Raw genomic sequence first — 15,170 nt, 5'->3', positions numbered from 1 at the left:
TACTTGGGTTTAGTGCGGTTGATACAAAACATGGATTGCACTTATATCATCTGGCTTCGCGCGAAAATCAGGTTGCTGAGAGCGGTGATACGCGGCAGATACCAGGTTTTGCGCGGAACACTCTGTTGAGGCCGACAGAGCCTCTTCTATTTCCTGATCGGCAAGATTGTCATGAACCCCGTCTGTACAGAACAAAACTCGATCTCCAGGCAGCAGAGCAAGGGAGCGGGTCGGAATTGACGAAAAGTCAGACCATCCTACCGCGCAGGTGATTTTATTCCTTTTGTCAAAGTGCTCCTTGTCACGTGATGATAAATCTTGTGCGCTCCTGGCTTGCTCAATGCGCCAGCTATCTTCTCTGCTTAAGAGGCCTTGCTGCATAGCAAACGAGAAGTATCCATGATCTTCTGTGAGGCGTTGGAGGGGGTGCCCGTTTCGTAAAAGGTAGATTCTGCTATCTCCAATGTGAGCCAGCGACAAAAAGGCTTGCGAATTTCGTACAGAGAGGATGCCAAGAGCTGTGGTTGTTGCAGGTCTCTTGTGTTCTGGGGGTAAGACAAGTGAAGCAATTTTTGTATCCGCTAGCCGTATCAATGTCTGCAAAAGTGTTTCTATTTGCGCAGGCGCAACCTGACGATCTGCCTCTGATAGCGCTTCTAAGGCAGAGGAGGTAGTAATGCCAGCGAGATGTGACACCAAGAGGTTCCTATCTCGTCCTCCGACTGAATCAAATACCCCGAGCAGGCCTCTCTCTACGTTCACCAGAACATAGTCCTCGCTTTGAGATCTCTGCATTTGCATTTGATTGGCACTGTCAATGATACATTGGTTTAGCTGGAGACTCGTAATATGCTGCTTCAACCCGTTCTCTCTTTCCTGTTATAGCTAACTTCTTGTCATACGTTTCGTGTATACACCTCAATCCGCTTGCTAGATGTATTTAGACTGATGGCTTACAAGCCATTTGTGTACTCCTGATATTGTTTATTCTCTTTTTTGCAGAAAACTAACTTATACTAGCTTCATTCTACTCGGTCGTCAATATTTAAGAAAGAACGCATTTATTTGGTATACCCTTTCTATTTTGTCGAATTACAATAGTACGAGCCCGATCAATCTGCTGTAGCAGATCAGTGATGGGAGGAAAATGTGCATCATGCTCAAATATGACGCTTTTCACCTGGCACAGTGATATCAGATATTCAAAAAGGTCGAAAATATCAGGAGGAACGAGTTCGCTGTGCCCATCAACATACCAGCCACCTCTCTGATACCCACCAGCAAGATGCACTTGCACCAAGTGTGATAGTGGCATTTGCTCTACAAACCGTTGAGCGTCAAATGCATGGTTCGCCGCATTAATGAAGACGTTGGTTACATCAAGCAAAATGCCACAACCTGTTGCCTCGACTAATCGTTGGAAAAATTCGGTCTGACTCATTGGGCTATAGGGGATTTCCAGCATATAGGTGACGTTCTCCAGGATTAACGGTTTCTCTAGATAGTCCTGAAGCATGCAGACTCGACGAATCACATGCTGCAATAAATCCTCTGAGAACCACAAAGGAGCGAGATGACCAATATATCGCCCTGGTGTTCTTGTCATACATAGATGTTCACTATAGTAGGGAGCGTTTGTCACATCCGAAATTCGCTTGATGGCTTTGAGATACGATGCATCGAGGGGCATTATCGACCCTATTGATAAATCCACTCCATGGGGGATGACAGGGAAGAGAGCGCACAACTCTTCTAATGACCTGTATGCATCTGGATGCGAGAGATAGTTCTCAGTAATGATTTCCAAAAAATCAATATGGTCTCGATTGGAAAATATACCCTCTCTCAGTTCTGAACGATAGCCTATCCCGACACCTAGTGTCGGGATGGCCGTTGTACAATTGGTTATTTCTCGCATTGATGACCCCTTTCCTCTTGTGTCCAGGGAAAGCCAGAAAGGCTCGTACTCTTATCGACAGACGCTGATCGACGCCATAAAGCACACTGCTGACAGCGTTGGCACCCTGTATCCACTATTGTTCTCTGTTGTTGGTTCTTGCTTACATGCTCAAGTTGAAAACGAGAGATGGGCGCTCGTTTTTCAGAAGTATGATGGATCATTGGCATGCCCCCACGATATGTTTTTCTTGTAAGAGTGTAAGCATGGCAAGGATATCGTCGGCCAGGTCAGCTTCGCCTAATTGCTGCTCAGCTTCTCGAATCAAATCCGCTACAGTCATTTCTTGCTGACAGATATCCAACAAAAGTGATGTTTCTTCGTTAAGGGTGAAGACATTCATCGTCAGTGAATGTCTCTCACGTTGGAACACCAGATGATAGTGACCAGGTTGCATCAGATGTTCGTCCACAGGCTGTTGTTTTACAAGGGTGTCAACAAGATCGACGACAGGATAGGAAAACGTTTCGCGATAGACTCCTGGAAGGAGAAAAAGAGGGGCGTTTATATTCAGTGATGAACCCTCTAATGTTGATGGCACATTAATGGCGGAAAACGCATCCTCTGGTGTTGGCTGATATGTATATATGTAACGTAACCGTTCATAGCGTACAATATCGCTGGCATAACACGGGGCCAATTCGTCAATGGTTAGCGCCTGCTCAAAAAAAACACCAAACTGATCAATTCTCATCAACGTCTCTTCATGTGGTTTGGCTGGAAAGTGGTGATAGAAGCGGTCAAAGAGACGCTCCATGAGCGATCTAGGCAACATGAATGTCGCTGGGTAGATAGCGCGTAAATGCTCTAGTTGTTTCATTTTTAATGATGTCGCAAAGTACTCCAGCAACTTTCCATCAATTGCCCGAAGAGACCGCTTTTCTTCCTCGTTTAACAGATACCCTTCAAAGGAGATATCTGGGTTGAGAGAGAATAATCGCCGTAAGGTGTCATCGGTGTAGAGCTGTGCCAGGTAAGATTGCATCTCTGCAATACTCATCATATGCCTCCTCTGTTGGACATCGCGAAGTATATGTATGAAGAGGTTTCCCCATGCATCTTCCTCCGCAGCAAATTGCCCTCGATCTTGGCCGATATCATCGTATCCTTGCCGTCCTATTTGCCGACTGGCTTCTGGGTGAGAGGCGATTGTGTTCAGGATGGCAGCCAACTCTTTATGATCATGTGGGTCAACCAGGTAGACATTGCGACCATGCTCAAGATACGCATGATAGGTTTGCTTTTGAGCTATTTCATGGGAGAGAATCTGACACGTCCCGCAGGCAAATACCTCTTGTGGAATGAGGGGCGTGTGAATCGGGATAGGGAAATCCCGTTCTAAAAAGCAAATTGCAAGACATGACCGGATAAATTGCGGCACAGACCAGTGGGGAATAAAGGGGAGAAGCCAGGTAACCTCTGAGAGATTATGCTCTTCAATGGAGGAGGCCAATGCAGCCAGAGTCGCCTCGCTCCCTTGATTCAGAGCGAGGAACTGAAAAGGGACGTTTTGCTTCTGAAGCAAGGCCAATGCTTGCACGAGGTCAAAGGTTCCCTTGACCGTTCCCGCTTTTCCATAGATCCCAATGGTAGGGATATTTGGGTTAAATGGTTTCTCCAGAAACTGACGAAACACATCATAGTAGCTATTTGTGGGCAGGTTTTCTTGAACCCAGAGGAGAAATGCGTGCATATCAAGCGGTGGGACCTCTGGAGTGAAGATATCAGCAGGAAGACATGAGCCCACCGGGAAATACAGTCTCTCGAAAGGGATTCCCATGTGCAGGAAACGACGGAAGGTTGATGGAGTAGCGACAATATAGTCAGCTCCTCGTAAAACTTCCTGGTAAGCCGTTTGTAATTCGGGTGACTGCAAGAGAGCCCCTACGTCGCTGCCAGCATGGCGTATGCCATAGGGAACCCCGGTCCATCGAGAGACGAGTGAAGCCGCCACCGCATATGGTTCGAGGTAATAACTATAGATCAGATCACAGTGATAGGTACGAACTACCTCCGTTGCTATGGATGCTAATTTGGACACGAAAGGATTTGCATAGGGGATATAATGACGGCGCTCCTTGTGTTGCGTGGCATGAACGGTAATACTTCCGCTACAGTCAGGTGGTAATGATGGGGGAGAAGACCAGGGAAGGCTACGGTACTGCGGCTCAACTTCTTCTGCATTTGTAACAACATGAACGTGAAAGCCCGCCTTCGCCAGATGATACGATAACCACAGGTTATCCTTGCTTACTCCCCCCTGGATCGGAAAATACTTTCCTATCAGGCAAATAGTCAAAGACATAGCATGCATCCTTTGCTTTGTGTATATCAGCCTCCAAAGCCCAAGTGTAGATCTTACGGAGCGCCCTGTGCGATGTGACCACCAGACGCTCCGTAAGAAGAAAAATTTACGCTGGCACAAAACAGACAACGCTCAATAACGTCAGACCCAATAGAAGCATCTATCCATGTGGGCACGAATACTGGAATGATTCTTGTCCATTTTCGACTGTGCGACCTTATCAAGATGTCGCTCGTAGAACTAACACACCATGGGTCGAGGTGAATCCTCCCGCGTTTCCATGAATGGTGATCCTGAGTGACATTCTAGTTTGCAGGTGTTAGGGGCCGGTTCTGGCAGTTTACACGTTTCCTTACATTCAGCAGAGGAGACCGAAGTGGGCAAATGGGAGACGTGAACAATCTCAAAACGCTTGAATCGAGAACGTTTTAGTAGATCCTGCATATAGGTTGTCCTTTCTTTCGAGGGTGTAAAATATTTTGTGTATGTGACGACAAAAAACGTAGTGGATGAAGAGAGGAAGAAGTACAACAGATGACCATTCGACGTGAATTGATCGATGAGCTGCTCAAAGAATGCACCGACCCCAAGGAACTTCTGGCCGAAGATGGCTTGCTCAAACAACTCACCAAAGCCCTCATTGAGCGTTGCTTGGAAACGGAGATAGAAGAGCACCTGGGCTACCCTAAGCATGCTAAACGCAGCGACACCACACGCAATAGCCGTAATGGTAGCAGCCGCAAGACACTTAAGGGGTCACAAGGCGAGATCACGATAGCGGTTCCACGTGATCGTGAAGCCAGCTTTGAGCCTACCCTGATCCCCAAGCACCAGACCCGATTGGATGGCTTTGAAGATAAGATTCTGGCCCTCTACGCCCGTGGTATGACGACTCGCGATATTCAAGCACAAATCCAAGAGTTGTATGGGGTGGAGATCTCTCCCACCTTTGTCTCCAACATCACCGAGGCGGTGATGGATGAGGTCCGCCAGTGGCAGAACCGTCCACTTGAGCAGGTCTATCCCATTATCTACGTCGATTGTCTGGTGGTGAAAGTGCGTGAGAACCAGCGTATCATTAACAGGGCGCTGTATCTGGCTCTGGGGGTGGATATGGAAGGGCAAAAAGAACTCCTTGGGATGTGGTTAGGCCACAATGAGGGAGCGAAGTTCTGGTTGTCGGTCTTTACCGAGCTGCACAATCGAGGACTCAAGGATATCTTCATTGCCTGCGTGGATGGGCTCATTGGCTTACCAGAGGCCATTGAAACGCTCTACCCACGCACACGTGTCCAGCTCTGTATGGTCCACCTGGTCCGCAATTCGCTCAAATATGTCTCCTACAAACATCGCAAGGAGGTAGCAGCCGACCTGAAATTGATCTACTCCGCAGCGACGGAAAGCGAAGCGCAGCTCTACCTTGACCTGTTCGCCGAGAAATGGGATCAGCAGTACCCCAGTATCAGCAAGATGTGGGCGACCCATTGGAGCCACGTGATGCCGCTATTTGCCTTTCCCGAAGACATCCGCAAGGTCATTTACACGACCAATGCCATTGAGTCGGTCAATATGTCGTTACGCAAGGTCACGCGCAACCACCGCATTTTCCCCTCAGATGAGGCGGTGTACAAGGTCGTGTACCTGGCCATGCACAACATTGCCAAGAAGTGGACCATGCCCATTCGAAACTGGATACCTGCGCTCAACTGTTTTGCCATCGAATTCGGAGAACGTTTCCCTCAATAGACAAAAACACATACATAAAATACTTGACAGACTCTTTCTTGAGCAATGTATACTTGCTCACTGGCGAGAAGGCCACTCTTCCGGTTATCAAAAGCAACCGAAGTGTTTAGCATTCCTTCAAAGCTATTCCTTGCCTTGAGTTCTGCAGTTCAGGCCTTCACAAGAATAGAAGCTTTTAGGGTCATATCCCTCCTTTCTTATTCAAATTCAAAACAGGCAAAAGTATTGGACGCGCTCTTACTAGCCTGTGTTTCGCCGATTTGTTTCTAAGCATAGCAGATCAAGTGGGACGGGAATGGGACAGCAGCAAGACAGTATGATATTTTTTTAATGCAAAGTCATAGAGCCTTGCTATAATGCTTCTTAGATGATTTTGGAGAATAAAGCTTGCTTTGTGCAAGATAGAGGAGAGGTGGGTTGTAGAAAGATAAAACTTGGCAATATCTTAACGGAGGAGCAGACACAGGCAACATATGCGCCAGCTATTCGTGTGTTTCTCATTGGACCTTTTGAGGTTGAATGGCTCATTCCATCAGTTCATCCACTTGCATGGATTCTTGCTCAGGTAGTTTTCTTTTGCTTGTATTATTATGACCTGATACAATTGAATATAGCATTCTATTCCAGATATTCGCTGAGGTAATGACATGACATCGAATCCACCTTCTGCACCTTCGACTTTACCTGAGGAATTTCTCACATCCCTTCTCCCTCAACTCGATGATGATACTGTCACCGCTGTTATTCTACACGGGAGTTATGCTCGTGGTGAGGCGCGGCCACCTTTTAGTGATGTTGATCTGGTTCGCATTCTACGAGAAACACCAGACCGAAAACAGCAGAAACAATTTATTTGGCATGACGGCTATCTTTTGAACCTTTCAAGCCGCCCGCTTTCTATTTATCGAGATTGGCTGACCATTCCTCAAGAGGCTATTTTTCGCCTTTCTACCATACGCGATGCTCGTATTCTTTTGGACAAAGAAGGTTCGTTTCGAGCCTTCCAGCAAGAGACCCTTCACTGGAAATGGGAACCATTGCAAGACGCTGCCAATGCCTACGCGAGTCGACTTCTCGTCGAACTGACTGAGGTTGTTCTTCGAACTCTGGGAGCAGTTCAGAACCATAACACTCTAATGCTTATAGAGAGAATTTATTTGCATATTTTGCCAGCAGTCACTGAAGCTGTAGGCGTCCAACGTGGTATCCTCGCGACTGGCAATAACTATGTACTCCAGGTCTTCCAATCGCTAGGGATGGATTCCTCTTGGACTCGTTACTATCTTGATGCTGCGGGTAGTCCTTCTCATGTATCTCAGATATCCCTTGAAGCAAGAGGAGTCGCAGCTCTTCGTCTCTATCAAGAGACAGTTCACTTGCTGAAACCTTGCTTCTCTCCCGAACACTTCGAAACCATTGAGACGCTATTGAAAGTGGTGGATCAGACCTTGCATGAAGAAGTCCCCTAATGCTCGAACATTTCGCTCATCAGGCCACTTTTTCTGGAGTTGTTGATAGATTGCAAAACCTTCCTGCAAGCGCCTCTTGCTCTTAAGTGCGAGCGAGGCTTGTATCGCAAGCTCTAAGTATTGACAGGCTTGTTCCAACTCGTCAACGGCTATAAAAGCCTTCGACCGATAGTTTAAGAGTTCAATGCGAATTCTTTCTGGTATCTGTGTTTTAGAGCCGAGAACGTCTATCTGGGCGAGAACTTTCTCTGCAATTCGAGCCTCACCTAGCTCCAGGTGGTTCAACCCATCCCATAAGATAATGGTGTGATAGTTCGCATTCACTAAGCGCAGGAAAGTTGGTTCCCTTTCTTCCTTTTCGGGAAACTGTTCATAAGCCAAGCCAATGAAGCGATAGGCATCCTGTTTCTGCTGTAATTGTGCATAGGCTCCAGAAAGTGCTGCATAGATACAAGCACGTAAACGGGGGGGAACATCATCGAGTAGAGGAAGCGTTCGCTGATAGGTTTGCAGAACCTTCTGAGTACAGTCTAAGTAATCAAACGTTACGGCAAGTTGTCGTAATGCTGCAACTTGAAGGGTTGGATCATCTGCTAGTCTGCCATAGAACCAGGCTTGCTCACTAAAACGTTGTCTTGCTTCAAGATCATTATGATGTCCTACAAGGGAAGCTGCTATCAGGTATCCTTGAGAAACGAGGGCGGCTGCTTGTTTCTGGTGCTCGGAAGGTTGCTGTGCTAAGGTTTCAGCTCCCGGAAGATAGCTCCAGAGCACGTGCTCTGCCAATCCCAATTGATCCCCTTCACTCAGATGTAAACATAACACTGTTGCTTGAGCGAGATGATGTAAGGTCTCTTTATTTCCTCGGGTATAGTGGAGTTGAGATGAGAGGTTATTATTCAATACTTGCTGAGGAACTGCCAATGCTGCGAGTCCGAATAGACCTAACAATTGGCGACGCGGCATAGTTATATCTTGCCTCTCAGTTTCTTGCGAAAAGCGAGGAATCTCTGCCTCCTCTCTTATCGGCAGAGAACCTTCCCTCAAATGTGATGAAGAAATAGCACTTGGAGGGAGAAGTGCATGGGCATGGAAGTTTCCAAAATTTTTCAATAGGTCTTGAAGATGGGCCATAAAGCGAGTAATGTGATGTGACGGAGATTTACCAGCGAGAGAAAGTTTCTGTTGCAACTTTGCATAAAGCAGAAGCGCTTCATCGGGACATCCTTGCTGCACCAGAAGAACAAGCAGACGGAGGAGCGCGTCTTGATCCGTTGGGAAGCGAATAAGATGGTTCGAGAGAAGCTCTTCCGCAACAGAGAGTTGTCCTATCTCAATATAAGCATCTGCCAGCGAACGAATCATCTTACGACGGTCTTTGAGTAAGTCTTGACGACGAGCTTTCATCCAGGTGTGCGTTATCCATTCTTGATGGCGATCTTCCACGAGAAATGGGCCGCCAAGAAGCTCTTTGGCCTCTTGCCAGAGGGAGACCGCATTCTTTGGGTCTTCGTATTGTACTGCTTGAGTGACACATCGTTCAAACGCATCTACATCGACCCAGAGGCGCGGCTGATCGGCCAGTTTTAAGAGATCCCGCTGTGAAGTATCAAGGAGCTTCTCCCCAGTGGTTGTGGTAAGCACCTTTCCCAGTACCTTAGTTGCCGAGCGCAGGGACTCGCGAGCTTTATCTTCTGCACTTTCCGGCCAGAGAATACCAGCCAGTTGTGCTTTCGAGGCTTGTCGCCCTGGCGCACAGAGAAGCAACTTGAACAGAGAACGTGCCGAGGTACGACTTTCCCAGGCATGTGGATCTTGTGATGGTGTAAGCCATTCGGCTCGAAAAGGACCAAGGAGAAAGACCCGGAGCAATGGGCTACTCTCTTCGCTCATTGCTTTTAAAAGGGAACTCTCATCATCCTCATATTTACTGCGCTGCTTCTCGGGTCGTTCATCGTACATTGTGTATCCACCCCTGCTCTCGGATGCCATTAACATCGTTCATGAGAAAAACGCCTTGCTTTTTCTTTTGCCCAAAGTATATCACGCTTCTCTGCATCTGTTTACCCTTCTCTTTACCTTTTTTCTTGCTGTTCCACTTCTGTCCCATATTTGTCCCAAATCTGATATGTTCTGCGCCTATGCCGTCCCAATTTTGTCCCGATTGATCTGCTATGCTCATAAGCGAACCGAAGAAATGCGCGTTGATGCGTAGAACCCGGTTCCAAAGAAGATCTACGCGACGAGAGTAGAGAGACATGCAGCTACCAATGAGCAGAATCATGGACATACCAGGCGTTTCAAGCAATGAGGCGGACATGCATATCCGTCTGTTACGCCAGGATGTCCTTCTCACGCAAGCCATGGGAGGGCCACTCGCTGAACAAAGCGAAGAGCATCTTGAACGCATCTATGATGTACTCGACATCGGTTGTGGATGTGGTGGATGGGCCTTGCAGCTTGCTCATCGCTATCCAGAAATGACCGTTATTGGTATCGATTGCAACGAGACCTTCATTCACTGTGCTCAAAGCTTTGCCCAGATTCAGGAGCTTGAAAATGTCTCCTTTCAAGTTATGGATGCGACTCAGCCCCTGTTACTCGCAACGGCTTCGTTTGATCTGGTCAATATTCGTCTTCTGGGAAATACGCTCCCTTCTGAGCAATGGGAACGGCTTGTGAGAGAATGCGGGCGGCTGTTGCGCCCAGGAGGCGTTCTCAGAATAACGGAAGCTGAATGGGGATGTGTGGGTATGGCATCTCCTGCATTCGCTCGTCTCTTCACGCTCACCATGGAGGCCATCACTCGTGCTCACACTCGCCTCTCCTCGCTCTACCAACCAGTCTCCCTGACCCCTCTGTTGTTGCATTTGTTGCGGGGAAATGGATTTGAAGCGGTTCAAGGGGTGGCGACGGCCATCGATCATTCTTCTGGGACGGAGGGCCATCTCGCCTTTGCTTCAGAATACCTTCTGTGGTTTCGAGTCCATGCGCCTACCATGATCGAGGAACACCTCCTTACCCAGGCTCTGTTTGATGCGTTATTCATCCAGGCGTCTCATGAGATTCAAATGCCTCAGTTTAGCGCATTGCTCTATCTTTTCACTGCATGGGGAGAAAAACCAATGAATGACAGGGGTGACGCTTTCCTGGAGATGACAGCATCTCAAGAGCCTCTTCCTCTCATCGTTCTCGACTCAGCAGTAGCGCCCTTCCTTGGGCATATTCAGAAAACATCTACCATCTGTGTTTGAGCAGTGTAGTGAGGAGAAGTGGTCTATGCAACACCAAAGAACGATTATGCTAATCGACGACTCAGCGACCATACGCAAGCTGGTGGAAATTGCGCTCAGACGAGAGGGGTACCTTGTCGAGAGCTTTCCTGATGGAGTAGCAGCAATGTGCGCGCTCCAACAACCAGACGCGCAACTCCCTGACCTTCTGATTCTCGACATCGATCTCCCCAAAATGAATGGGTATGAGATTGCGCGATATCTGCGCTCGAAGCCAGCCTGGAAAAAGGTTCCCATGATGATGCTCTCGCGCTACAACGGCGTCGTTGATCGTCTCAAGGCTCGCCTGGCTGGAGTTCATTTCTATCTTGCCAAACCCTTTACGACACAGAAGCTGCTACAAACAGTTCAAGAGGCACACGCGACACCATCAGAAACAGCTCATCAACAACCATCCCAACACGTGCTCTATGGATAAGGAGCGATTCACATGCAGCATCAACGGCTTGCAGCTCGCAATGTGAGAGAAGGGCATCTCTATCGATTGATACCCAGGCGATCTCTCACGTTCTCTACGCTGACAGGACAGCAGACCCAGCTCTCAACGGGAGAGATCCTTCTTGGAGTAACGGTCCTTACAATCATTACTGCATCGAAAACGGCTCCAGCTCTCTATGAGCTCGCTGCCACCCTTGATGGAGAACAGAAGGTATTCATCGTGCCACAGCACAAAGTGATTTTGCAAAAAGAAAGCATGAAAGAGCAACGATAAGATGGAACAAGCAACCTTTCCGCAGGAAGAGCATATTATGCTCTTCTGCACCTGTAATGCAAGAAACTTACAGCAACTGATTGATGAGATCAATGATAAAATCGAGCAGCAACCTCCCCAAAGCGCGTATTTTCTCCGCTATGGCCTCACGACCAAAGCACGAGAGGGGTTCTTTTGTATCCTGTTAGCAGCGCAAGTGCCTCCAGCATTCAAAACTGCCCTTTTGCGGCAGCTTCAACATGATGAGGATATCCTTGACTATTTTGAGCTTCCTCCATTCCCGGTTGCAGGAAGGCTGGACGCTGGCACAGAGCCGCCTTCATGTTCTCGCCGTGAGAAATATGCTGAAAGAGGAGCGAAAAGGGGTGAGTAGGCATGACCTGGTTTTCTCTCGGTTCTCCCTTTAATGTACCCACCTAACCGAAGGGAAGTCCAGGCCACTCGTGCTCATCGCTGTTGGTCGCCCAAGGGGAAATGCCTCCTCTCTTTTGGGCTACTGGATAGATGAAATTCTCTTTTGCATGCTCTTTTCACTCTCTTCTTTTTGAAGAAAGAGATTCTCTTTTGCAGTAGATCGGAGAATGATATGCGATCTGTGAGCCAGCAAGGATCGATGGCTCCTTCCTCACCAACCCAAGCACACGGTGCTCTCTTGCCATCGGAGAACTATGCCCGCAAGCGATGCCTGCGGTCTTTGGGTCTGTGGATATGACGGGGTTGTTTTTGCTGAACGTCTTCTGGGTCACGAATGTTACCCCACTTGCCGCTGGAGGTGCGGTGAGTTTTACCTACTGGATTCTCTGTGGCCTCCTCTTCTTTGTGCCATGTTCCCTGGTGATGGCGCAACTCGCCTATCTGTACCCTTCGGTAGGCGGTATTTATAACTGGACATACCACATCTTGGGGTCTCGCTGGAGTTTTTTCGTTGGGTTGTGTGCCTGGCTCCCCGGCATCCTCTCGATGATTAATGCCTGTGCGGCCATTGTGTCTCTCCTTCAGGCTATCAATGGAAGCTGGTTTCCCTTCCCCTGGCAGCAAGGCTGCGTCATTGGTGTCCTGTTGCTCTTGACCTGGACATTCTCTGTGCAACGCACACGTGTGGTGCAACATGTGCTCAATGTGGCCGTAGGCGCCATGGGGTTTGCCACTCTTCTCATGATGGTGGCGATCGGTGTGTGGCTCATGCGTGGTCATCCTTCGATGACCAATGTTACTGATGCCGCAGGGTGGCGGCTTACGCTGGGACCACAGGGGAATCTCGCGCTCTTGGGTAGTGCGACGCTTGCATTGCTGGGATCAGATATGCCATTGACGTTGGCAGGGGAGACCAAACATCGGAAGACGATTCCCCGCCACCTGACCTGGGGAACCCTCCTGACACTTGGAGGATACGTGATCTTTACCCTGGGCGTGCTCGTCATTCAAGGAGCAGGAACTGCCCAACAAACGGTCAATCCAATGGCGCTGCTGGTAGGAACGGTTGATCATGTCTTTGGCCAGGCGATGGGGAGCATCATGGCCTTCTGCCTCTTGCTCTATTTCTTGATGATCCCTGTCGCGCTCAATCTCTGCTTCTCGCGCTTCCTTGTTGTGGCGGCCCTCCATCAGCAGATCTCAGTACACTTTGCGCGACTCAATCGCCAACGCGTGCCTGCGACAGCCCTGCGAAACCAGGTCCTGATTGCCATCGCATTTACAGCACTCATCTATATTGCAGTGCCTCTCTTCAATCTGAAGCAATCGGCCGATCTCAGCAGCGTTGCCCGATCTTCGTCGCAAATGATCAGGGGATACGTATTCATAACTATCCGTTTGCACCACGTATCACTTTTCAGTGGAGTGAAATTGTAACGATCACACTTTTCAAAAAGAATAACTTAAGCTATGTAGGTTTTATCCTCGCCCCTGCACATATCGAGGTTTTTTTGCAACGCCAGTCGCTTTTCACGAGGAAAACCCTAGAAAGAAGGCTGCGTCGAACTCAAATAGCCATTGCTATCCCCGACATATTCATTGCATCGGCCCGCTTATTGTTCTTACTAGAAGACCAGTGTTACGAATGTCTTCAAAAGCGCCGCGTCGTATTGAAAAAGGATCTGTGAGAGTATAATGCAAAGGATTGCGTACTTCAATGTTAAATTTTGCAGCGCAATGTAAACCCGTCTGCGTGGACTTGGCTATATTTGGGAGAGGTGTCAGGGGGTAATCTGGTGCATATCGGGCGTGCGAAGGGGACGTGAGTATAGCGACAAGCGTTGGAGTCAATAAACCCGCAGCTCAAAATTGGGTAGTGACTCTAGAGAGAAGTGGTAACATAGAGGTCAGGAGGACTGACCATGACACCGACACCATCCCTGCCAGCATGCCCCAACCCTGCATGTGAACAGCCCCACGTCATTCGCAATGGCAGCAGCAAAGGGCGACGGCGCTACCAGTGCCGTGGATGTGGCCGCTTCTTTGGTGAAACGGAAGGCACGCCGATGTATCGTCTCCATACGCCAGTCGCCGAGGTGGCCCAGGCGCTCCTCGTTGTGATGCGTCGGGGAAGTCTGCGGGCGGCAGAAGAGATCACGGGCCACAAGTATGAAACGATTGGCCAATGGGTGCGGCGGGCAAGCGAGCATGCGGAAGCCTTGACGGCCATCCTCACGCAGGACCTGCACCTCTCGGCGGTCGAAATCGACGAGTTTTGGTCCTTCGTGCACAAAAAAACGGAGCCCCCGACGAAGTTGATGCTGGTGAACGCTGGGGATGCCTCGTGCAAGATCGCCCCAGCCGCTTCATTGCCGCCTGCGCCACAGGACGCATCGGCGACGATCTCATCGAGCGAGCGGTCACCCTCACGGTAGCGCGTACGCAGGGTCGTCCATTGAACTGGTGCAGCGATGGCTGGCGGGGGTATCCCGCGATCCTCACTCGAGCCTATCGTCAGCCTGTACGTTCGGGCCAGCGCGGTCGGCCCCCACTGGTCATCCCTCCACATGTGTGCTTGACGCAGACCATTAAGCATCGTGATGAGCATGGGAAACTGCTCTCCATTGAGATCCATGCCGCTTTGGGCGAGGCGATCACCCAACCCGGAACCGTCCATATTGAGCGGGTCAACGGCATGCTCCGCGATCGGCTCAATGCCCTCACTCGCAAGACGCATGCCTTTGCCAAACGTGATGTCACCTTCGATGCCTTGATCCATCTGCAGCTCTTTGAACACAACTGGATACGTCCCCACCGGGCATTACGTCTTGCGAGGTCCTCGACTCCACAACGATATCAGCGCCGCACTCCTGCCATGGCATTGGGTCTCACCGATCATCCCTGGTCCTTCACCATGTTCTTGGTGACTTCCTTACATACCACTTCTCAATAGAGTCACTACCCAAAATTGTAAGACAACAGAAAATGGCTAGCCATGCGCCAATTCCCCCAGCCCACGGCTAGCCATAAGGCTCATAATGACCTACGCCAGCATAACTAGTACAGTATTTAGTACAGCGACACACACAAATTTACGCAAGAGAACACCAATACTCACAAACAAAGAAGCCTAGTTTTAGCTCCATAAGGATAACTAGAAACACCCACAAATAAACTGGATAGATTCCGGCCATCGGCACCAATGGCAAGCCCTAAGGCTTATAAGCACCTACACCAACATAATTATTTAATGTCTGACCCTAGTGACCCCTAC

The 15,170-nt window shown here is 49.0% G+C and carries 13 protein-coding genes; 9 read left to right on the top strand and 4 right to left on the bottom strand.

Features of this window, described 5'->3' with window-relative positions; translation table 11 throughout:
* Positions 1-9 precede the first annotated feature (9 nt).
* From KTE_RS24165 to KTE_RS24155, 3 genes are all read right to left on the bottom strand, one after another.
* The gene (locus KTE_RS24165) at positions 10-861 is read right to left on the bottom strand and encodes a PP2C family serine/threonine-protein phosphatase (RefSeq protein ID WP_236600544.1); all 852 of its coding nucleotides are present in this window, start codon (positions 859-861) and stop codon (positions 10-12) included.
* Between the two features lie 184 nt (positions 862-1,045).
* The gene (locus tag KTE_RS24160; protein ID WP_201385499.1) at positions 1,046-1,918 is read right to left on the bottom strand and encodes a DUF692 domain-containing protein; all 873 of its coding nucleotides are present in this window, start codon (positions 1,916-1,918) and stop codon (positions 1,046-1,048) included.
* 199 nt (positions 1,919-2,117) lie between these two features.
* Complete coding sequence (locus KTE_RS24155; RefSeq protein ID WP_201385497.1) at positions 2,118-4,262, bottom strand: glycosyltransferase; 2,145 nt, start codon at positions 4,260-4,262, stop codon at positions 2,118-2,120.
* Between the two features lie 534 nt (positions 4,263-4,796).
* On the opposite strand from KTE_RS24155, the gene KTE_RS24150 reads away from it, so the two are divergent.
* Both KTE_RS24150 and KTE_RS24145 read left to right on the top strand, forming a co-directional pair.
* The gene (locus KTE_RS24150) at positions 4,797-6,008 is read left to right on the top strand and encodes an IS256 family transposase (RefSeq protein ID WP_201385495.1); all 1,212 of its coding nucleotides are present in this window, start codon (positions 4,797-4,799) and stop codon (positions 6,006-6,008) included.
* A 647-nt stretch (positions 6,009-6,655) separates the two neighbouring features.
* Positions 6,656-7,477 carry a nucleotidyltransferase domain-containing protein gene (locus KTE_RS24145; RefSeq protein ID WP_201385493.1) on the top strand — a complete coding sequence of 274 codons (822 nt, stop codon included), beginning with the start codon at positions 6,656-6,658 and terminating at the stop codon, positions 7,475-7,477.
* Here KTE_RS24145 and KTE_RS24140 read toward each other — a convergent pair.
* Positions 7,433-9,439 (bottom strand): BTAD domain-containing putative transcriptional regulator, encoded by a 2,007-nt coding sequence (locus KTE_RS24140; RefSeq protein WP_201385491.1) that lies wholly within the window; start codon positions 9,437-9,439, stop codon positions 7,433-7,435. The two genes, KTE_RS24145 and KTE_RS24140, sit on opposite strands and share 45 nt — an antisense overlap.
* Positions 9,440-9,759: 320 nt before the next feature.
* On the opposite strand from KTE_RS24140, the gene KTE_RS24135 reads away from it, so the two are divergent.
* The 7 genes from KTE_RS24135 (at position 9,760) to KTE_RS24105 (ending at position 14,849) form a co-directional block, all read left to right on the top strand.
* The gene (locus tag KTE_RS24135; protein ID WP_201385489.1) at positions 9,760-10,731 is read left to right on the top strand and encodes a class I SAM-dependent methyltransferase; all 972 of its coding nucleotides are present in this window, start codon (positions 9,760-9,762) and stop codon (positions 10,729-10,731) included.
* Positions 10,732-10,756: 25 nt separating this feature from the next.
* Positions 10,757-11,188 (top strand): response regulator, encoded by a 432-nt coding sequence (locus KTE_RS24130; RefSeq protein WP_201385487.1) that lies wholly within the window; start codon positions 10,757-10,759, stop codon positions 11,186-11,188.
* Positions 11,189-11,200: 12 nt separating this feature from the next.
* Positions 11,201-11,482 (top strand): hypothetical protein, encoded by a 282-nt coding sequence (locus KTE_RS24125; RefSeq protein ID WP_201385485.1) that lies wholly within the window; start codon positions 11,201-11,203, stop codon positions 11,480-11,482.
* 1 nt (position 11,483) lies between these two features.
* Complete coding sequence (locus KTE_RS24120; RefSeq protein WP_201385484.1) at positions 11,484-11,855, top strand: hypothetical protein; 372 nt, start codon at positions 11,484-11,486, stop codon at positions 11,853-11,855.
* A 308-nt stretch (positions 11,856-12,163) separates the two neighbouring features.
* Complete coding sequence (locus tag KTE_RS24115; RefSeq protein ID WP_255552939.1) at positions 12,164-13,333, top strand: APC family permease; 1,170 nt, start codon at positions 12,164-12,166, stop codon at positions 13,331-13,333.
* 485 nt (positions 13,334-13,818) lie between these two features.
* Positions 13,819-14,331: an IS1 family transposase gene (locus tag KTE_RS24110; protein WP_201385481.1), complete on the top strand. Its 513-nt coding sequence runs from the start codon at positions 13,819-13,821 to the stop codon at positions 14,329-14,331.
* On the top strand, positions 14,241-14,849 hold the full coding sequence (locus KTE_RS24105) for a hypothetical protein (protein ID WP_236600410.1): 609 nt from the start codon (positions 14,241-14,243) through the stop codon (positions 14,847-14,849). Before KTE_RS24110 ends, KTE_RS24105 begins: the two co-directional genes overlap by 91 nt.
* Positions 14,850-15,170: the final 321 nt, after the last annotated feature.

Source organism: Ktedonobacter sp. SOSP1-85 (assembly GCF_016587415.1).
Classification (GTDB): domain Bacteria; phylum Chloroflexota; class Ktedonobacteria; order Ktedonobacterales; family Ktedonobacteraceae; genus Ktedonobacter.
This window is presented reverse-complemented; position numbering and strand designations above follow the sequence as displayed.